Raw genomic sequence first — 19,375 nt, 5'->3', positions numbered from 1 at the left:
TTTTTCACCAGCGCCGGATCGGCTATTCCGGCAGGGAAAAACCTCGCTGTCAGCTCTATTTGCGCCGGCGACAGCGCCAGTTCCAGTCACGTTCGGGCCCGACGTCAACGTGAACCGAATCAGTGTGGCAGTAGGTGCCGACGCCCCCACGCCCCGGCATGGAGCGCAGATAGGTGGCCAGTTCCCATTTGCTGACGCCCGGAACCTGCACGTCAGCCGCGGCGCAATACATGTGCAGCGAGTTCTTGGCCCCTCGCGCGCGCTGGTTGCGGGTAGGATCGCGGTAGCCGGAGGTCACGATCAGCTTCTTGCCGTAGTGGTTCTCGATGGTCTTGAGCACGCGAACCAGCGAAGGCTTGAGGCATGCGACATCCACGCTTTCGGTTTGCTTCAGGAGACCGTTCGGCGCGAGGCGTGCAAGGCCGGCAGCCGAGGCGACCTGATAGGATCCGAAACCTTCATCCTCATTGATGTCGACGTCGCTGTCGTCATCGATCCCGGATTTGCGTTTGATCTCGAAAAGGGCGTTCTGGCGGACACCTGGAAGCGCGTCGCCGGAGAAATTGCTCCGCTCGACATTTGCGGACGCCACGATGGGCTTGACGGGCTCTGCGGACGCCAATGTCACCACCGGTTTGGCCGTCTTTGCCGGTGTAACGACGGGTTTGGCCTGCGCCTTGCCTGAATTCGCCGCAGACCCGCCACCGAAGAAGGATGCAAGGAAGCCCTTCTTCTTGGGAGCGTCCGTCTGAGGCGAAGGCTCTGTGGCCGTCACGTAGAGTTCTGCTGGCTGTTCCGCCGGCTGGACTGAAGCGACCTGAGCGGAGGTGGAGGTCTCCGGCTTCGTTTCCGGGGCGGGAGCGGCGGCTTGCTGGCTTTCCTGTGGCTGGGAAGCCTGCGTCAGGGTTGCGGCCTGCGCTTGCAGCGAGTGCTGGGCTTCACCATCCACTGCTGCAAGGGCGGTCAAGGATGTATCCGGTTTCACAGCCGGCATGAATGCCACCTGATCCGGCAGATCGGTGTCGCCTTCGGCGCTCATGAGCTGCTGCGGCTCGCTGGAATAGGAGGATTCTGATTCGGCGGTGAACGCAGGACCGGCTGCGGAAGCGGACGAGAACTCCGCAGCGTTGTAGCCGGGCATGCCTACGGAAAGCGCCGGGTCGCCGGTCGAGGAGCAGGAGGCGAGAAGGACGGACAGGAGAGCAGCCGTAATAAGTCGGCATTCACCTTTTGCGAGGCGCGATCCTGCTGATTTCAAAACCAAACTCCCTTGCATTCCGTCCGATATCGCATCGACGCAGGCGTTGTGACGTCAGCATCGACTTGATCGTGTCCCCCGGTTCGCAAACGGGACCTGTGTCAAATCGGCAACCTTGCTGTGAATTCGGCGACTATCGACAGAATAAGATTACCAGATAGTTGACGCAGCCATTTCACCCGCTTCGGGCTTTCCGTCAACTCACCAGACATTACAGATTGTTACACACGCACACGTACATACGTGCCCGGCGCTTCACCCAGAGGCTGAATCTGTTGGCCGGGAATCCGGGCGTCGACGCGCCTGTTGTTCTGGCTTTCGATCCATTTGCGCCAGTGCGGCCACCAGGAACCCGGCGTTTCAACGGCTTTGGCGAACCATTGATCGAATTCGCCAACAGGTTTTCCGCCTGTCCAGTACTGGTACTTGGCAAGATGCGGCGGATTGATCACGCCGGCGATATGACCGGAGCCGGCCATCACATACTCCACGTCCCCGCCAAAGAATTTGCAACCCAGGAATACGGAGCGGGCCGGGGCGATGTGGTCCTCTTTCGCGGCGAGGTTGTAGACGGGGATGCTGATGTCGGCGAGCGATATGGTGCGGCCCGCCAGTTCCATCCGCCCGGCGGAGAGGTTGTTCTCCAGATAGCAGTTGCGCAGGTAGAAGGAGTGGTTGGCTGCGGTCATGCGTGTGGAATCGGCATTCCAGTAGAGCAGGTCGAACGGCATAGGGTCCTTGCCGCGCATATAGTTGTTGACGACATAGGGCCATATGAGGTCGCCGGAGCGCAGCATGTTGAAGGCGGTGGCCATGCGCGTGCCGTCCAGATAGCCCTTCTCCTGCATGGCGCGTTCCAGCGCGCCGATCTGGTCCTCGTCGACGAACACCTTCAGGTCGCCGGCAAGGGTGAAGTCGACCTGCGTGGTGAAGAAGGTGACGGATCGCACCCGGTTGTCGCCCTCCTGCGCCATCAGCGCGAGCGCGGCGGAAAGCAGCGTGCCGCCGACGCAGTATCCGATCGCGTTGACCTCCTTTTCGCCAGTCTCTTTCTCAACGATGTCGAGGCCGTATTGCAGGCCTTCCCTTATATAGGCTTCCCAGTTCTTGGCTCCGTGGCGCTCGTCCGGGTTGACCCAGGAGATGACGAAAACGGTATGCCCCTTTTCGGTGGCCCAGCGAATGAAGGATTTTTCCGGGTTCAGGTCGAGGATGTAGAACTTGTTGATCCATGGGGGGCAGATCAGCAGCGGTCGTTTGAGCACCTTTTCGGTCGAGGGCGAATACTGGATGATCTCCGCCACATCGCTGCGCCCGACCACCTTGCCGGGGGATACGGCGATGTTCTCGCCGATTGAGAAGCGGGTGTAGTCCACCTGCCGAAGTTTCAGATCGCCTTTGCCGGCCTCGATATCCTCGGCCAGCATCTTCATGCCGCGCACCAGATTTTCGCCGTGCGAGGCCATGGTCTCGCGGAAGATTTCGGGGTTGGTGAAGAGGAAATTGGATGGCGACATCGCCGCCGAGACCTGCTTCACATAGAAATTGGCCTTCTGCTTCGTGTGCTCGTCCAGCCCCTCGGTCTGCTCCACCAGATCGGCCGCCCATTTCGACGTCACCAGATAGGTCTGCCTGATGAAGTCGAAAAAGGCGTTGCGGCCCCATTCGGGGTCCTGGAAGCGCTTGTCGCCGCGCTCCGATTTCACGACATCCTCGGCAGGGGCGGCGTCGGGCGCTGCGTTGAGGCGATGGATCGCGCGCATCCACACATCCATGTAGCTGGCGAAAAGACGCGTCTGCGCCTCGACTGCGCGCTGCGGATCGGACAGCCAGTATTCGGTAAGCCGGGAAAACGTCTTGACCATGTCGGCCATCGGCTCGGCCATGTGGTCGCGAACTTCACCCTTTTCGCGCGGCTGCACCCATGCGGAAGCGGCCTTGCCGGCCTGCTCGATCATGCGGGCGAGATTGAGGGCGAAAAGCTCCGGGTCCTTCACCAGATACTGATCGATGGGGGAGCGACCGTCACTTTCGCCTTTGCCTTGGCCCGCATTTTCGGACATGGTTCGCGCAATTCTCCCTGGCCCTGTGGTTGACATGATAACATGGGTGAGCGGATAGGGTCCAACATGGTCTATGCCGGATTACACGGATTCAAGATGACAGCGGGTATCGAAAAAGCGTCAGTTACAAGCCGGAAGTTTTCACTCGCCGTTGCAGTCGCGGTGGTGCTGACGGCGCTGTCGGGTTGCGCCGGTTCGCCTTCCGGCGATGTCCAGCCGTCCGCGCCCTATGCGTCGGGTGGAAATGTGGTCGGCCCGCGCGACACCGGCAGCTATCCCAATCTCAATATAAGGCCCGGACAGGCGGCCCCGCAATTCACGGATGGCGAAGCGAAGGCCAAGCTCGCGGCGCTGGAAGCCGAGCGGGAGGCCGCCCGGGATCCGGGACGCGCGGCGCGCGCCAAAAACGACAGCGCGGCCCTGCGCAAGCTCGCGGCCAGCCACGGCAAGGACACGCTCAGGGAGATCGAAGGCAAGTGCGATCCCACCCTCGACCCGACCTGCAAATAGAGTTATACCGCGCCACCTGATTTTTTACGGTTTCTGATCGCTGGACGTCTCATGGAAGAGTTTCACAAAGTTCGCCGCCTTCCGCCTTACGTGTTCGAGCAGGTCAACCGTCTGAAGGCAGCCGCCCGGGCGCGGGGCGCGGATATCATCGATCTCGGCATGGGCAATCCCGACCTGCCGACGCCGAAGGCGATCGTCGACAAGCTCTGTGAAGTTGTGCGCGATCCGCGCACTCATCGTTATTCCTCGTCGCGCGGCATTCCCGGCCTGCGCAAGGCTCAGGCCAATTACTATGCCCGCCGTTTCGGTGTTAAGCTCGATCCCGACACGCAGGTGGTGGCGACGCTCGGCTCCAAGGAAGGCTTCGCCAATATGGCGCAGGCCATCACCGCGCCGGGCGACGTGGTGCTGTGCCCGGATCCGACCTATCCGATCCATGCCTTCGGCTTCATCATGTCCGGCGGCGTCATCCGCTCCATGCAGGTCGAGCCCGATAACGGCTTCATCCCGGCTCTGGAGCGTGGCGTGCGTCACTCGATCCCGAAGCCGCTGGCGCTGATCCTCAATTACCCGTCGAACCCGACCGCGCTGGTTGCCTCGCTCGATTTCTACAAGGATGTGGTCGCTTTCGCGAAGAAGAACGACATCGTCATCCTCTCCGATCTCGCCTATTCGGAAATCTATTTCGACGGCAACCCGCCGCCATCCGTGCTTGAAGTGCCGGGCGCGATGGATTGCGCTGTCGAATTCACCTCCATGTCGAAGACGTTCTCCATGCCCGGCTGGCGCATGGGCTTCGCGGTCGGCAACGAAAGGCTGATCGCGGCGCTGACGCGGGTGAAATCCTACCTCGATTATGGAGCCTTCACACCTATCCAGGTGGCGGCAACGGCCGCGCTGAACGGCGACGGCTCGGACATCGCTGAAGTGCGCGAGGTCTACCACAAGCGCCGCGACGTGATGGTGGACGCCTTCACCCGCGCCGGCTGGGCCATTCCCGCGCCGGCAGCCTCCATGTTCGCCTGGGCGCCGATACCGGAGCAGTTTCGTCATCTCGGTTCGCTGGAGTTCTCCAAGCTGCTGATCGAGCACGCGGATGTGGCCGTTGCCCCCGGCGTCGGCTTTGGCGAACACGGCGATGGCTATGTGCGTGTCGCGCTGGTCGAAAACGAGCATCGCATCCGTCAGGCGGCGCGCAACATCAAGCGCTTCTTCGCCTCGGACGTGGCGCAATCCCACAATGTGGTTCCGCTCTCGGCCAGAGGCTGACAGCTTTCGCCGCGTCTTATCGAATTTGAAGAAGGGACAGGGCCTCTCATGGCTGAAGCATTGCGCGTTGGAATAGCCGGTCTTGGCACTGTCGGCGCCTCGGTCGCGCGGGTTCTGACGGAAAAGGCCGCCGAACTCACTCGCCAGTGCGGCCGTGAAATCGTGGTGACCGCCGTTTCGGCACGCGACTCGACCCGCGACCGCGGTGTCGATCTTTCAGCCGCCCAATGGTTCGCCGACCCGGTGGAGCTGGCGCGCAGCGCCGACATCGACGTGCTCGTCGAACTGATCGGCGGCGAGGAAGGGCCGGCCCGCGCCAGCGTGACAGCCGCGCTCGAAGCCGGCCGCCATGTGGTGACCGCCAACAAGGCGTTGCTTGCCCGCCATGGCGTGGCGCTTGCGGAAATCGCGGAAGAGAAGGGCATCCTGCTCAATTACGAGGCGGCGGTCGCTGGCGGCATTCCCGTCATCAAGACCATGCGCGAAGCCATGGCCGGCAACACTGTGAGCCGCGTTTTCGGTATCCTCAACGGCACCTGCAACTATATCCTCACCCGCATGGAGGCCGAGGGCCTGTCTTTCGAGGACTGCCTGAAGGACGCGCAGCGGCTGGGCTATGCAGAGGCGGACCCGACCTTCGATATCGAGGGCAACGACACCGCCCACAAGCTATCCATCCTCACCAGCCTCGCCTTCGGCAACCGCATCGCAGCCGACGACATCTATCTGGAAGGCATATCGAACATCACGCAGGCTGACATTCGCGCCGCCAGCGAACTCGGCTACCGCATCAAGTTGCTGGGCGTCGCGCTGCGCACGGAAAGCGGCATAGAGCAGCGTGTGCACCCGACGATGGTGCCGACGGCGTCCGTCATCGCGCAGGTGCATGGGGTTACCAACGCTGTCGCCATCGAAACCGACATTCTCGGCGAATTGCTGCTTTCCGGCCCCGGCGCCGGCGGCAACGCGACCGCTTCCGCCGTCGTCGGCGACATCGCCGATATCGCCAAGAGCCGCCCCGGATTCCAGCACGGTCCCGTTTTCGGCCGGCCGGCGAAGGAGTTGCAGCCCTATAGAAAGGCCCGTATGCGCACGCATGCGGGCGGCTACTTCATCCGGCTCACGGTACATGACCGCGTCGGCGTATTCGCGGCCGTCGCTCAGCGTATGGCCGAAAACGAGATTTCGCTGGAGTCCATCGTCCAGCACGCCAATGGCGCGAACCCCGAAACCCAGAAGACCGTCATTCTCGTGACTCACGAAACCACCGAAGCGGCGGTGCGCGGGGCGGTGGATGGCATCACGGAAGACGGGCATCTGGTCGACAAGGCGCAGGTCATCCGTATCGAACGGGCCGGTTAGGGCATGTCCCCCGCAAGCATGAACCGCTTTCGGGTATGACGACATGCGTGAAAACAGGGGCCTGAAGGGCAAGGATCAGCTCCAAAAGGTCGCGATGCGCTTCAGGCCTTCTTTCAATCGATTGATATTGTTGAATTTTTGTCGATAAGCGCGGCGGGGCTTGCCGTTGTCACGCGCCTTTGACAAAACAGGGCGAAGCTCCATGGCGGAGCATGACAAAAGGGATTGAGCAAGATCATGAATGCGGCAGACAAGATCAGCGCAGGCCTCGACCGGGTTCTGACCATGGAACTGGTGCGCGTCACCGAGCGCGCGGCGGTGGCCGCAGCGCGTCTGCGCGGACGCGGCGACGAGAAGGCCGCCGATCAGGTCGCCGTCGACGCCATGCGCACCGAGCTGAACCGCCTGGCCATCAAGGGCACGGTGGTGATCGGCGAGGGCGAGCGCGACGAGGCGCCGATGCTCTATATCGGCGAGGAGGTTGGCACCGGCGCGGGACCGGAAGTTGATATCGCGCTCGATCCGCTGGAAGGCACCACCATTTGCGCCAAGAACCTGCCGAATGCGCTTGCCGTGGTGGCGCTGGCCGAGAAGGGCAGTCTGCTCAACGCGCCCGACGTCTACATGGACAAGATCGCTATTGGCCCCGGTTATGCGGATGACGTGATCGACATCGATGCGGCGCCAGCCGAGAATATTGCGCGGCTCGCCAAGGCCAAGGGCGTTCCCGTCTCCGAGATCACCGCCTGCATCCTCGATCGTCCGCGCCATGCCGCGATCATCGACGCCGTGCGCGCCACGGGCGCGGCCATTCGCCTGATCGGCGACGGCGACGTGGCCGGCGTCATCCACACCACCGATCCCGAAGAGACCGGCATCGACATCTATATGGGCATCGGCGGCGCGCCCGAAGGCGTGCTGGCGGCCGCAGCGCTTCGCTGCATCGGCGGCCAGATTCAAGGCCGTTTGATCCTCGATACGCCGGAAAAGGTGGAGCGGGCCGCTCGGATGGGTGTCAGCGATCCGAACAAAGTCTACCGCGCCGACGAGATGGCGCGTGGCGACGTGCTGTTCGCGGCGACCGGCGTGACCGACGGCAACATGCTCTCGGGCGTGAAGTTCGGCCGCAACTCCATCACCACGCACACCATCGTACTGCGCTCGTCTTCGCGTACCGTTCGCGAGATCAAGGCGCGTCATCAGGATCTGGACAAGTTCTGATTCCGTTGTCGTCGCCGCCGGCCTATAGTCGCATCTCCCTCAGGACATGTGAGCGGTGATGGCCGACAAGCGTCTTTTCCTCGATGTCCGGCGCTCGGCGACCGGCATCTTCTGGGAACACAGGCTCAGCGATCGCCAGGACATGATTGCGCTGGCGATCGCGCAGGGCCACGGCGTGCCCGATATCGTCGCGCGCGTGTTGGCTGGGCGCGGCGTGCAGAGCGCCGACGCCGCGCGCTTCCTCGACCCCACCATCCGCGAACTGCTGCCCGATCCCGCATCGCTGACCGATATGGAGCGGGCGGCGGCCCGGCTCGCCGACGCCATCATGCGCAAGGAGAAGGTGGCGATTTTTGGCGACTACGACGTCGACGGCGCTGCGTCTTCGGCCTTGTTGAGGCGCTTCCTCGACCATTTCGATGTCGAATCCGAAATTTATATTCCGGATCGTATCTTCGAGGGTTATGGCCCCAATCCGGACGCCATGCGCGAACTGGTCGCGCGCGGGGCTTCGCTGATCGTGACGGTGGACTGCGGCACCAACTCGGCCCCGTCCATCGAAGCCGCGAAGGAAGCGGGCGCGGATGTGGTGGTGCTCGACCACCATCAGCTCGGCGGCGCGCTTCCGCCCGATACACCGGTAGTCAATCCGAACCGGGAAGACGACCTGTCGGGGCAGGGGCATCTGTGCGCCGCGGGCGTGGTGTTCCTCGCCCTCGTGCAGATGGCCAAGGTGCTGCGCGGCCGTTTGCCCGCCGCCCGTCCGCCCGATCTGCTCGGCCTGCTCGACCTTGTGGCGCTGGCCACGGTCTGCGATGTGGTGCCGCTCACCGGCGTCAACCGCGCCTTCGTGGTGAAGGGGCTGCAGGTCATGCGCAGCCAGTCCAATGTCGGGCTTGCAGCCCTGGCGCGGGCGGCGCGCATTGGCGAGCCGATCAACGCCTTTCATCTCGCTTTTCTCATCGGTCCGCGCATCAATGCAGGTGGGCGCATCGGCGACGCGGCGCTGGGAAGCCGGCTCCTCGCCACCGACGATCCGGTTGAGGCGCAAGCCATCGCCGAGACGCTCGACCGGCTCAATCAGGAACGGCAGGCGATGGAAACCGAGATGTTGGCGCAGGCGCGAGCCGAAGCGGATGCCGAGCTTGCCGGCGGCAACGGTCCGGCGGTGCTGGTCACCGCCAATCACTCATGGCACCCCGGAATTGTCGGCCTTCTGGCGTCGCGCCTGAAGGATCATGCGCGCCGCCCGGCTTTCGCCATCGCTTTCAATCCAAACGGGGTGGGAACCGGTTCGGGCCGCTCCGTGCCGGGCTTCGACCTCGGCCGCATGGTGCGGGAGGCGGTGGAGGCCGGTTTGCTGGTCAAGGGTGGCGGCCATGCCATGGCGGCCGGCATCACGGTCGAGAAAGACAAGCTCGGCGCGTTGCGCGCCTTCTTCGAGGAGCGCGCGGCGGAAGACGTGTTCCGGCTTCAGGACAAGGAAAGCCTGCTGATCGATGGCGCGCTTGCGGCTGAGGGCGTCACCCTGCAATTGCTCGATACGTTGGAAAAGGCCGGACCGTATGGCACGGGCCATGTCGCGCCGGTCTTCGCCCTGCCGCGTCATCGCCTTGTCGATGCGCGGCTGGTGGGAGCCAATCACATCAGGGCCGAACTGCGCTCGGAAAGCGGCGGCCGTATTCAGGGCATCGCCTTCCGTGCAGCCGATAGCGCGCTGGGGGATTTCCTGTTCAAAAGCCGGGGCGCGACCATCCATACCGCCGGCTCGCTGTCGTCCAACTACTGGAACGGCAACAGAAGCGCCCAGTTCAGGATTGTGGACGCTGCCGAGGCGTGATCAGACCAGCGTGCTTTGCAGCCGCTTCAGTTGCTCCACATTCGCCATCGTGGCTTCATAGCCCAGATGGATGGCTTCTCCGGCCCTGTGAAAATCGGCGAGCCCGATATGGTTGAGTCGGGGCTGAAGGGACAGGTCGGGCGGGTCGCCGGCAAGTCGCGAACGCGAAATGCGGTCCTGAATGATGTTGAACGCCTCGAACATCACGCCGGTTATGCCAAGCCGCGCCTCATGCGCTGACGTCTGGGCGGCGGGCAGCGAAGGCTCTTCCGGCAGCCCGTTGCCGGCGTCGTGACGGATCACAGCCGCGCGGCCGAAATTGTCGGAACTGAGGTTCACGGCGACCACGGCCGGCTGCTCGTAGGCCCGGCAGACCGACACCGGCACCGGGTTGACCAGAGCGCCGTCGACCAGGAGACGACCGTTGCACTGCACCGGTTCAAATATGCCCGGCAGCGCATAGGAAGCGCGCATGGCGGTGATGAGCGATCCTTTCCAGAGCCAGATTTCATGCCCGCTGTGAATTTCCGATGCGACGCTGACAAACGGCTTCGGCAGATCTTCAAAACGCATGCCGTTCAGGTGCTCACGCAACCGCGCGTCGAGCTTCATGCCGCCGAACAGGCCGCTACCACGAAAGGTGATGTCGAGAAGGCCGAAGATGCGCCGCCTGGTGAGGCTGAGGGCGAATTCCTCCAGTTCATCCAGCTTGCCGGCGAGATAGCAACCACCCACCAGCGCGCCGACCGAAGTTCCGGCGATCATGGAAATCGCCACGCCGGCTTCATCAAGGGCGCGCAGCACGCCGATATGCGCCCAGCCGCGCGCGCATCCGCCGCCAAGCGCCAGTGCAATGCCTTTCTGGGGAGCGGGAAAGGAGTCGGCCGAACCGCTCGCCGAAGAAAGCCCATTGGCTTCCCGGACCTGTGGTTTGCCGCGTAATGACGCCCAGTCGAGCATCACGATCTCCCTTGTCCCGTTCTCAGTCTATGGTTGTCCCGTATCGAAAAGGTGAATCAGTTTAAGAGCAAGTTGGCGAGCGGGTCAGTCAGACTTTCGATAGATGGTGTCCGCATCGAACAGTGGCGGGCTTCCGTCTCCTGCGAGGATGGCCTCGCCGTCGCGTGCTTCCACCGTCCGATAAAAACAGGAACGCCTGCCTGTATGGCAGGTTGCATCGTGGCCTGCGACCTTAACGCGCAGCCAGATTGCATCCTGATCGCAGTCGGTGCGCAGTTCGACGACCTGTTGCAGGTTCCCGGAAGTCTCGCCTTTCTTCCACAGAGCCTTGCGCGAGCGCGACCAGTAGTGCGCGACGCCGGTCTCCAGCGTCAGCGCCAGCGCCTCGGCGTTCATGTGCGCCACCATCAACAGCATGCTGTCGGCGGCGTCGGTCACGACGGCGGTGATCAGGCCGTTGGCGTCGAAGCGGGGCGTGAAGGATCCATACTCCCGTTCAAGCGCGGCCTTGTCTGCTGGGGATGGGGCGAAGGTCAGCGCCATTGCGGCTGCTCTCCCTTTGGGTGATGGGCGGTTGACGAAGGATGGCGCGTTCAGCGCACCAGGCCGCCACGCACCATGGTCATGAAACGGATCTGCTCCTCGGCATTGTCGCTGAAGGTGCCGGTGAAGGTGGAGGTCAGCGTGGTTGACCCCTGCTTGCGGATGCCGCGCATGGCCATGCACATATGCTCGGCCTCGATCAGCACGGCGACGCCGCGCGGGTTGAGCACATCCTGAATGACGTTTGCGATCTGCGCCGTCATCGCTTCCTGCGTCTGGAGCCGGTGGGCGAATATGTCGACCACGCGCGCGATCTTGGACAGGCCGACGACCTTGCCATCGGGCAGGTAGCCGACATGGGCCTTGCCGATGATCGGCACCATGTGATGCTCGCAATGCGAATGGAACTGGATGTCGCGCACCACCACGAGATCGTCGTAGCCGGCCACTTCCTCGAAAGTGCGGCCAAGTTCCTCGGCGGGGCACATGTCGTAGCCATTGAACATCTCGCGGAACGCCTTGGCGACGCGCTTCGGCGTATCGATCAGGCCCTCCCGATCAGGATTGTCGCCAGTCCAGCGCAACAGGGTGCGGACAGCGGATTCCACCTCCTGCTGGCTCGGCCGGTCGGTGACAGGCTTTTCCATGTAGATAGAGGCGGGCATGGTTTTCTTGATGACGGCGTCCATAAAGGCGTCTCCCGTAGTTCCCCTCGGCGGAGGAACGAGTTGAACGGACCACAGCCTGTTACGGGGTCGAGAAACGGCCCGAATACGGCGTGACTGGGTTCCGGAAAGCATAGACGTGCAAAGGCACCTTGCCGTTCCCGAAACATGATCATTATATATTGGGCCGGCGCCACGATTGAAAGTGTGGATACTGAAATCGCTGTTCGTGTGGCGGCGAAGGACCGGAAAATCATGATCGACGATGTCTATAACAAGAAAATCCTGTCCTTTGCCGGGAATATCGAGCGGATCGGTCGGCTGGAAAGCCCCGACGCAACCGCAAAGGCGCATTCCAAGCTTTGCGGCTCGACAGTTGTCGTCGACCTGTCCATGCGGGACGGCATCGTCACCGATTATGCGCATGACGTGAAGGCGTGCGCGCTCGGACAGGCGTCTTCCTCGATCATGGCGCAGAAGGTGATCGGCGCGAGCGCTCGGGAACTGCGCGACCTGCGCGAGATCATGCTGAAGATGCTGAAGGAAAACGGCGCGCCGCCGGAGGGTCGTTTTGACGACCTGAAATATCTGGAGCCTGTGCGCGACTACAAGGCAAGGCACGCCTCGACGATGCTGGTGTTCGATGCGGTTGTCGATTGCATCGACCAGATCGAGAAGGCGAAGGCCGGTGAAGCTGCCTGAAGCGAGCCCTCTCCCGGCAAGGGGAGAGGGTTGCCCGCGATCAGAGCCGCGAGATCAGCCTGCGTCGCTCGCCAGCAGGTCGCGCACCATGGGAATGACGCGCGTTCCGTAGAGCTCGATGGAGCGCATCATCTTCTCATGCTCCATCGGACCTGAAGAGTATTTCAGGTCGAAGCGCGTCGCACCCAGCGCCTTCACCGTGGACGCGATCTTCCTCGCCACGGTTTCCGGCGAACCGACATAGAGCGAGCCCATGTCGGCCTCGGAATTGAAAGCGGTGATCGAGACAGGACCCCAGCCGCGCTCGCCGCCAATGCGGTCATGCATCTTCTTGTAGCTCGGCCAGAGCTCCTCGCGGGCCTGTTCATCCGTCTCGGCGACATGGCCGGGAGAATGCACGCCGATGGGCAGCGTCGGGGCGTTCAATTGCGCTAGCGCATCGCGATAGAGGTCCGCATAGGGGCGGAAGCGTTTCGGGTCGCCGCCGATGATGGCGAGCATCAGCGGCAGTTGATAGCGCGCCGCGCGAATCACCGATTCCGGGCTGCCTCCGACGCCGATCCAGGTTTTGAGCGCGCCGTTTTCAATGGGCGGATAAACGCGCTGCTCGCTGAGCGGCGGGCGCACGGAACCTTGCCATGTGACCGGGCCGCCCTTGATCAGCGCCGCGAACAAGTCGAGCTTTTCGCTGAAAAGGGTTTCGTAGTCGGACAAGGCGAAGCCGAACAGCGGAAAGGATTCGGTGAACGATCCTCGTCCGAGGATGACCTCGGCCCGGCCATTGGAGATGGCGTCGACGGTCGAGAAACGCTGGAAAACCCGGATAGGATCGTCCGAACTCAGAACGGTGACGGCGGAACCGAGTCGGATTCGTTCCGTGCGCGCGGCGATGCCGGCCAGAACCACTTCCGGAGCCGATACGGCGAAATCGTCACGATGATGTTCGCCGACGCCGATGAAGTCGATTTTCGTGTGGTCGGCGAGCACGGCCTGATCGACGAGATTGCGGATGACCTGCGCCTGCGGCAGCAGGCTGCCGTCCGCACCAAAGGTGACGTCGCCGAAGGTGTCCAGTCCAAGTTCGATGGTGTCGGGCATTTTGAGCCTCCTGTCCGGCCTGCTGCCGGGCTTTGTGTTGCGCCGAACATAGAGAGGCGGGGTTGTCCATTCAAACATGCGCGAATGGAGACGCAGTGTTCACTTATCCTTGACGCCGGCTGTCGTCGCATTGCAATTCCTGCGGTGAAACCGCATCTGTATGTGGCGGAGAATTGGGCAGGGCAGAAGCGTGACGCACCGCCATCCACAGACACGGCAAGAAACCCTGAAAGGACGCAACTGGGCAGGCCAGTGGCGCAAGACGCCGGGGCGCCTGTTGGGAACGTCGCTTGTGCGCCTGTATCAGCTCACCCTCTCCGGTTTCGTCGGCAACACCTGCCGGCATCTGCCCACCTGCTCGGAATACGCCTATGAGGCCATTGCCCGCCACGGCCTGTGGGCAGGCGGCTGGATGGGACTGTTCCGCTTCCTGCGCTGCGGGCCGGGGGGCACGCATGGCATCGACAATGTTCCTGAAGAGCTTGCCCCGCGCTTCCGCTGGTTCCTTCCGTGGCGGTATCGCGAGATCGGCAGGAAAAGAGGATGTGGATAGCCTGCGGGCTGTAGCGCCGGATGAGCAATCGTTAAAATTTCCCTCATTGTTTGTTAGCAAAAGTTTACCATGGTGAGGATGGAACGGCTTCGGCTTTCTCAGGCTCCGGCCTTACATTCTGCCGTGATATTTTTCAGAAATGCGATTCGTTCGAGGGGGCTTGATGCTGGGTTTTTGCGGTGGGCGGCGTGTCCGCCACTTCCTTGCGGCCCTGTTTGCGGCTGGCTCCATCGTACTGGGCGCAGGCGTTGCGCTGGCCGAAACCTCATGGGCGGTGTTCGACGTGGACAGCGGAGTTTTCGTTGGAGAGGAGGGCGGCAGCCGCATCCAGCCACCGGCATCTTTGGCCAAGATGATGACGCTCTACATCACCTTCGAGGCGATCCGAGACGGGCGGCTGCGGTGGGAGGATCGCATCACCGTGTCCCGCAACGCCTCCATCAAGATTCCCACCAAGCTGTGGGTGAAGCCCGGCGACACCATCAGCGTGCGTGAGGCCGTGGACGGCATGATCGTCGTCTCCGCCAATGATGCGGCGGCTGCTATGGCTGAATATCTCGCCGGGTCGGAAGCCGGGTTCGCGCGGCTGATGACGCAGCGCGCCCGGCAGATCGGCATGAAGGATACGGCTTTCACGAACCCGTCGGGGTTGACGGATGGCCTGAAGCAGACGACCACGGCGCGGGACATGGCGATGCTTGGGCTGGCTCTACAGCGGGATTTCCCGAAGGAATATCGCCTGTTTGCGCAGCCGTCATTCGTGTTCCGAGGCAAGCTGCGCAAGGGCCACAATAACCTCATGTATCGCTATGGCGGCGTCGACGGCATCAAGACCGGCTATACCGATGCAGCCGGCTACAACCTCGCGAGTTCCCTGAACCTCAACGGCCATCGTCTGATTGGCGTCGTACTGGGCGGAAAAACGGCACGCGCGCGAGACAACCAGATGGCGTCGCTGCTAACCCGTTTCAGCAAGGGAACTGGCGTTGAAACACCTCTGGTGGCGATGAATGCGCCCGTGCCGACACCAAGGCCGGCGGTGGAAATTGCCATGCATATGCCTGAGATCGAACAGGGCGACGGCGGCTTCCCTGTCCCGTCCCTTACGGGCTGGCAGATTCAGATCGCGGCCCTGCCGAACCGGAACGCCGCCCAATTCCTCCTGGACAAAGTGGGCGGGCTCGTCCGCAGCATCCATACTGGTGCTTTGGCGCAGATCGAGCCAACCACCCGCAGCGGCAGGACGCTCTATCGCGCCCGCTTCGAGGGTTTTGAAGATCAGGCTGCCGCCACGCGCGCATGCGCTGTGCTAAAGAGCAACAAGCTCGATTGCATAACCGTGGAAGTTCCCTGAGCACAAAGCCGGCGGATGGGGTGGCGCAGCCGCGATGCTTCGCCGTCTTTACTCAGGCCGGAACAGGCACTATCAGACCGGCTCGGCATTTAAGCCGTATCAAACCCACCCGCGCTCGTTTGCGGGACTGGATAGGAGAAGATTCGTGTCGAATACCGTTTCCCTTACATTTCCCGATGGTTCGTCGCGCGACTATGACGCTGCGACGACCGGCGCCGCGCTCGCGGAATCCATTTCCAAATCGCTGGCCAAGAAGGCTGTCGCCTACACGTTCGATGGCGTCTTGCGTGACCTGTCCGATCCGCTGGGCGGTTCCGGCAAGGTGGAAATCGTCACCCGCGACGATCCCCGCGCGCTGGAGCTGATCCGCCACGACGCCGCACACGTGCTGGCCGAGGCGGTACAGGAATTGTGGCCGGGAACGCAGGTGACCATCGGTCCGGTGATCGAGAACGGGTTCTACTACGACTTCGCCCGCAACGAGCCTTTCACCCCCGAGGATTTCGCCGCCATCGAGAAGAAGATGCGCGAGATCATTCAGCGCAACAAGCCCTTCACCAGGGAGGTGTGGTCGCGCGACAAGGCCAGACAGGTGTTCCGCGACAAGGGCGAAGCCTACAAGGTTGAACTGGTCGAGGCGATCCCGGAAGATCAGGACCTCAAGATCTATTATCAGGGCGACTGGTTCGATCTCTGCCGCGGCCCGCACATGGCGTCCACGGGTCAGATCGGCAACGCCTTCAAACTGATGAAGGTTGCCGGCGCATACTGGCGCGGCGACGCCAACAACCCGATGCTGACACGCATCTACGGCACTGCATGGGCCACGCAGGAGCAACTCGACCAGTATCTGCACATGCTGGAAGAGGCTGAAAAGCGGGACCATCGCCGTCTTGGCCGCGAGATGGACCTGTTCCATTTCCAGGAGGAGGGGCCCGGCGTCGTCTTCTGGCACGCCAAAGGCTGGAAGATGTTCCAGAACCTCATTTCCTATATGCGCCGCCGCCTGGGCGACGACTATCAGGAGGTGAACGCGCCGCAGGTGCTCGACAAGAGCCTGTGGGAGACGTCCGGCCACTGGGGTTGGTATCAGGAGAACATGTTCGCGGTGAAGTCGGCCCACGCCTTCACCCATCCCGACGACGCGGACGCCGACCAGCGCATCTTCGCGCTGAAGCCGATGAACTGCCCCGGCCATGTGCAGATCTTCAAGCACGGCCTGAAGTCTTACCGCGATCTGCCTATCCGGCTTGCCGAATTCGGAAATGTGCATCGCTATGAGGCTTCCGGCGCGCTGCATGGCCTTATGCGGGTGCGGGCCTTCACGCAAGACGATGCGCACATCTTCTGTACTGAGGACCAGCTTGAGGCGGAAATCCTCAAGATCAACGATCTGATGATGTCGGTCTATAAGGATTTCGGCTTCGACGAAGTGGTGGTGAAGCTCGCCACGCGTCCTGAAAAGCGCGTCGGCACCGATGCGGCGTGGGACCATGCCGAGGACATTCTGCGGCGGGCGCTTGCGCGCATGGCGCGCGAGGACAATCGCATCAAGACCGGCGTCAATGAAGGCGAGGGCACCTTCTACGGCCCGAAGTTCGAATATACGCTCAGAGACGCCATCGGCCGTGAATGGCAGTGCGGCACCACGCAGGTGGATTTCAACCTGCCGGAACGCTTCGGCGCGTTCTACATCGGCGCGGATTCGGAGAAGAAGCAGCCGGTGATGGTGCACCGCGCCATCTGCGGCTCGCTGGAGCGCTTCCTCGGCATTCTCATCGAGAGCCATGCCGGCCAGATGCCGCTGTGGTTCGCGCCCTTGCAGGTGGTGGTGGCGACGATCACCTCCGACGCCGACGATTATGTGAAGCAGGTCGTCGCGAAGCTGAAGGCCGCCGGTCTGACGGCCGAGGCCGATCTTCGCAACGAGAAGATCAACTACAAGGTGCGCGAGCACAGCCTCGCCAAGGTGCCGGTCATCCTCGTTTGCGGCAAGCGCGAAGCGGAGGAGGGCTCGGTCAACATGCGTCGTCTGGGCTCCCGCGACCAGCAGTCAATGATGCTGGATGAGGCGATCGCGGCGCTTGTGGATGAAGCGACGCCGCCGGACATCAAGCGCGCCCGCGCAAGCTGATTGCGCTGCGGGCATCCGAACGAAAAACGGCGACGGGGAAGTCCGTCGCCGTTCTCGTTCCGGGGAATGAAGAATCAGGCGGCGGCGGCGAACTGCGCGCGGGTTCTGCCGATCATCAGCGCGGCTTCGGCGGCTTCGCGGCCTTTCTGCACGAAATGCTCGGAAAAGATGCGGTTATGATGTTCGGTTTCCTGATAGTGGTGCGGGGTGAGCGACACTGAAAGCACCGGGACGCCTGTGTCCATGCCCGCGCGCATCAGGCCGTCGACCACCGCCTGCGCCACGAAATCATGCCGGTAGATGCCGCCATCGACCACGAGAGCGGCTGCGGCTACAGCCGCATAACGGCCGGACTGGGCCAAATCGCGGGCGAGCATCGGCATTTCGAAAGCGCCCGGAACGTCGAAGACATCGACCTGTTCGGCTGGAATGAGTTGGGTGAACCCCACCAGAGCGCGGTCGACAATGTCGCGATGCCAGTTAGCCTTGATGAAGGCATAGCGCGCGGTCTGCGCAAACGCGGGGTGGGCTTGCTTGAAGTGGGCTTGTGTCATGGCGATCTCCTTTCAGCAACAGACACGTCACCCAAGGCGATCACATGAAGGCTTGCCATCCACGTATGGAGGCGCCTGCATGTCCTCTTTCATCCGGACTATGACCGTCGGCTCAGGCGTCGCACCTGATCTGCTGACCTTTCCCTGATCTTCGGGGAAAGCGCTCGCGGGCTCACGGCCTTGATGCCTTTGGCATCGCACCGCATACCGCCGGTGGGGAATTTCGCCCCGCCCTGAGAACAGAGCTTTTCTGTCACGGGAGGAAAGCTGTTGCAACCGGCAAATTGGTGAACGGTCAGTCAGCCGCCTCGGGGTCGACTGCCGAGGCTTCGGAAGCCACCACTTCGATTTCGCGATTGCGGCCCGGCTCCACCTTGAAATCCATCTGGTAGATGCGGTCGCGGTTCTTGGCGATCGCCGTGTAGTCGCCATCTGCCAGAACCATGGGAGCAAACGCGCCGACGCTTTCCTTCACCTGTTCTCCAGCCTCGTTGAGAACGGACCAGGACGTGTCCGCAATAGCCTCGCCGCCGGCCTCGCGCACCAGCTTGAGCGTGACTTCCGCAGCATGGTGTTCAACCGTCGCCTCGGTAAGCTTGCCGGCCTCGACGCGGATATCCGAGCGGATGATGGCGTTCACCGAACCATAGGTGGAGACGATATGATAGGTGCCGGATCTGAGCCGCACCACGCTGTTGGACTGGACGTCGGGCAGGATCAGAGCCCGCTCGCCATTGTCCTCCCCGCCGCCCTCATAAATCGAAAAGCGCAGCTTGGCCGGCGGTATCCGGCTGCCGCCGGAAGCGATCGCGTCGAGTTTCAGGCCACCGGCGTCGAGGACGAAGCTTTCGCGCTGCGCCTCCCGGCCCACCGAGATGCGCTTGGTGGCGCCTGCCCGGCCATAGGAGGCGTGGACGAGATAGCTGCCGGGCTCCAGATCGAAGATCGAGGTTCCCCCTTGAGCGGAGGCGACCAGCGGCAGCTTGCCCTCGGAATCCGGTTCGGGTTTGAAGACGCGCCAGATCATGCCGCGCGTGATGTCCTCGCCGCCGTCGATCAGCTGGGCGCTCAAAGTCACGCTACCGGCTTCGCGGGTTGCGAGCGAGCGTTCGGCGTGCGGTGTGGAATAGCTGGAAATGCCGGGCAGTTTGAGGTCTTCGAGCCCGTCGCTTTCCTGGGCGGCAGCCGGTATCGTTGCGGCCGCGCACAGCAGGGCGGTCATGAGGACGGGGGAAAGACGGCGTGCCGCAGCAATCATAACTTGCCTTGAACCGCAAGGCGGTGGCAAT

At 62.6% G+C, this 19,375-nt stretch carries 17 protein-coding genes and 1 riboswitch; of the genes, 9 read left to right on the top strand and 8 right to left on the bottom strand.

Annotated features, from left to right (window positions below; all coding sequences use genetic code 11):
• Positions 1 to 55 precede the first annotated feature (55 nt).
• Together ABID44_RS07260 and ABID44_RS07255 are read right to left on the bottom strand one after the other, a co-directional pair.
• Complete coding sequence (locus tag ABID44_RS07260) at positions 56 to 1,264, bottom strand: D-Ala-D-Ala carboxypeptidase family metallohydrolase (protein ID WP_354151036.1); 1,209 nt, start codon at positions 1,262 to 1,264, stop codon at positions 56 to 58.
• A 215-nt stretch (positions 1,265 to 1,479) separates the two neighbouring features.
• Positions 1,480 to 3,321, bottom strand: coding sequence for a PHA/PHB synthase family protein (locus ABID44_RS07255; protein ID WP_354151035.1), 1,842 nt, complete (start codon positions 3,319 to 3,321; stop codon positions 1,480 to 1,482).
• 96 nt (positions 3,322 to 3,417) lie between these two features.
• On the opposite strand from ABID44_RS07255, the gene ABID44_RS07250 reads away from it, so the two are divergent.
• The 5 genes from ABID44_RS07250 to recJ all read left to right on the top strand — a co-directional run bounded on the left by ABID44_RS07250 (position 3,418) and on the right by recJ (position 9,523).
• Entirely contained in the window at positions 3,418 to 3,831 is a 414-nt protein-coding gene (locus ABID44_RS07250; protein ID WP_354151034.1) for a hypothetical protein, read from the top strand.
• A 51-nt stretch (positions 3,832 to 3,882) separates the two neighbouring features.
• Positions 3,883 to 5,100, top strand: coding sequence for an LL-diaminopimelate aminotransferase (locus ABID44_RS07245; RefSeq protein ID WP_354151033.1), 1,218 nt, complete (start codon positions 3,883 to 3,885; stop codon positions 5,098 to 5,100).
• 48 nt (positions 5,101 to 5,148) lie between these two features.
• On the top strand, positions 5,149 to 6,462 hold the full coding sequence (locus ABID44_RS07240; RefSeq protein ID WP_354151032.1) for a homoserine dehydrogenase: 1,314 nt from the start codon (positions 5,149 to 5,151) through the stop codon (positions 6,460 to 6,462).
• 237 nt (positions 6,463 to 6,699) lie between these two features.
• Positions 6,700 to 7,683 (top strand): class II fructose-bisphosphatase, encoded by a 984-nt coding sequence (gene glpX, locus ABID44_RS07235; protein WP_354151255.1) that lies wholly within the window; start codon positions 6,700 to 6,702, stop codon positions 7,681 to 7,683.
• A gap of 58 nt (positions 7,684 to 7,741) precedes the next feature.
• Positions 7,742 to 9,523, top strand: coding sequence for a single-stranded-DNA-specific exonuclease RecJ (gene recJ, locus ABID44_RS07230; RefSeq protein WP_354151031.1), 1,782 nt, complete (start codon positions 7,742 to 7,744; stop codon positions 9,521 to 9,523).
• Here recJ and ABID44_RS07225 read toward each other — a convergent pair whose 3' ends face one another.
• From ABID44_RS07225 to folE, 3 genes are all read right to left on the bottom strand, one after another.
• A complete protein-coding gene (locus ABID44_RS07225) occupies positions 9,524 to 10,483 on the bottom strand; it encodes a patatin family protein (protein WP_354151030.1) in 960 nt (319 codons plus the stop codon). It abuts the gene before it with no gap.
• 84 nt (positions 10,484 to 10,567) lie between these two features.
• Positions 10,568 to 11,026 carry a phosphoribosyl-AMP cyclohydrolase gene (hisI, locus tag ABID44_RS07220; RefSeq protein WP_354151029.1) on the bottom strand — a complete coding sequence of 153 codons (459 nt, stop codon included), beginning with the start codon at positions 11,024 to 11,026 and terminating at the stop codon, positions 10,568 to 10,570.
• Positions 11,027 to 11,076: 50 nt separating this feature from the next.
• The gene (gene folE / locus ABID44_RS07215; RefSeq protein WP_354151028.1) at positions 11,077 to 11,715 is read right to left on the bottom strand and encodes a GTP cyclohydrolase I FolE; all 639 of its coding nucleotides are present in this window, start codon (positions 11,713 to 11,715) and stop codon (positions 11,077 to 11,079) included.
• 231 nt (positions 11,716 to 11,946) lie between these two features.
• On the opposite strand from folE, the gene ABID44_RS07210 reads away from it, so the two are divergent.
• Complete coding sequence (locus ABID44_RS07210; RefSeq protein WP_354151027.1) at positions 11,947 to 12,393, top strand: iron-sulfur cluster assembly scaffold protein; 447 nt, start codon at positions 11,947 to 11,949, stop codon at positions 12,391 to 12,393.
• 54 nt (positions 12,394 to 12,447) lie between these two features.
• Here the strand turns inward: ABID44_RS07210 and ABID44_RS07205 are convergent, their stop codons facing one another.
• Positions 12,448 to 13,491, bottom strand: a complete 1,044-nt coding sequence (locus tag ABID44_RS07205) for an LLM class flavin-dependent oxidoreductase (protein WP_354151026.1) — start codon at positions 13,489 to 13,491, stop codon at positions 12,448 to 12,450.
• Positions 13,492 to 13,651: 160 nt separating this feature from the next.
• Here ABID44_RS07205 and yidD point away from each other — a divergent pair, with 160 nt between their 5' ends.
• The 3 genes from yidD (at position 13,652) to thrS (ending at position 17,532) form a co-directional block, all read left to right on the top strand.
• Positions 13,652 to 14,044, top strand: a complete 393-nt coding sequence (gene yidD / locus ABID44_RS07200) for a membrane protein insertion efficiency factor YidD (protein ID WP_378226287.1) — start codon at positions 13,652 to 13,654, stop codon at positions 14,042 to 14,044.
• Between the two features lie 163 nt (positions 14,045 to 14,207).
• Complete coding sequence (locus tag ABID44_RS07195; RefSeq protein ID WP_354151024.1) at positions 14,208 to 15,398, top strand: serine hydrolase; 1,191 nt, start codon at positions 14,208 to 14,210, stop codon at positions 15,396 to 15,398.
• 145 nt (positions 15,399 to 15,543) lie between these two features.
• On the top strand, positions 15,544 to 17,532 hold the full coding sequence (thrS, locus tag ABID44_RS07190; RefSeq protein WP_354151023.1) for a threonine--tRNA ligase: 1,989 nt from the start codon (positions 15,544 to 15,546) through the stop codon (positions 17,530 to 17,532).
• Between the two features lie 74 nt (positions 17,533 to 17,606).
• Here thrS and ABID44_RS07185 read toward each other — a convergent pair whose 3' ends face one another.
• Positions 17,607 to 18,086: a 6,7-dimethyl-8-ribityllumazine synthase gene (locus ABID44_RS07185; RefSeq protein ID WP_354151022.1), complete on the bottom strand. Its 480-nt coding sequence runs from the start codon at positions 18,084 to 18,086 to the stop codon at positions 17,607 to 17,609.
• A 77-nt stretch (positions 18,087 to 18,163) separates the two neighbouring features.
• A riboswitch (FMN riboswitch) is annotated at positions 18,164 to 18,331 on the bottom strand.
• A 50-nt stretch (positions 18,332 to 18,381) separates the two neighbouring features.
• Positions 18,382 to 19,308 (bottom strand): RgsD C-terminal domain-containing protein, encoded by a 927-nt coding sequence (locus tag ABID44_RS07180; protein WP_354151254.1) that lies wholly within the window; start codon positions 19,306 to 19,308, stop codon positions 18,382 to 18,384.
• Positions 19,309 to 19,375: the final 67 nt, after the last annotated feature.

It is taken from the genome of Aquamicrobium ahrensii (assembly GCF_040545755.1).
GTDB lineage: Bacteria > Pseudomonadota > Alphaproteobacteria > Rhizobiales > Rhizobiaceae > Mesorhizobium > Mesorhizobium ahrensii.
Note: the sequence above shows the minus strand (reverse complement) of the source record. Positions and strands in the feature narration are given on the sequence as shown.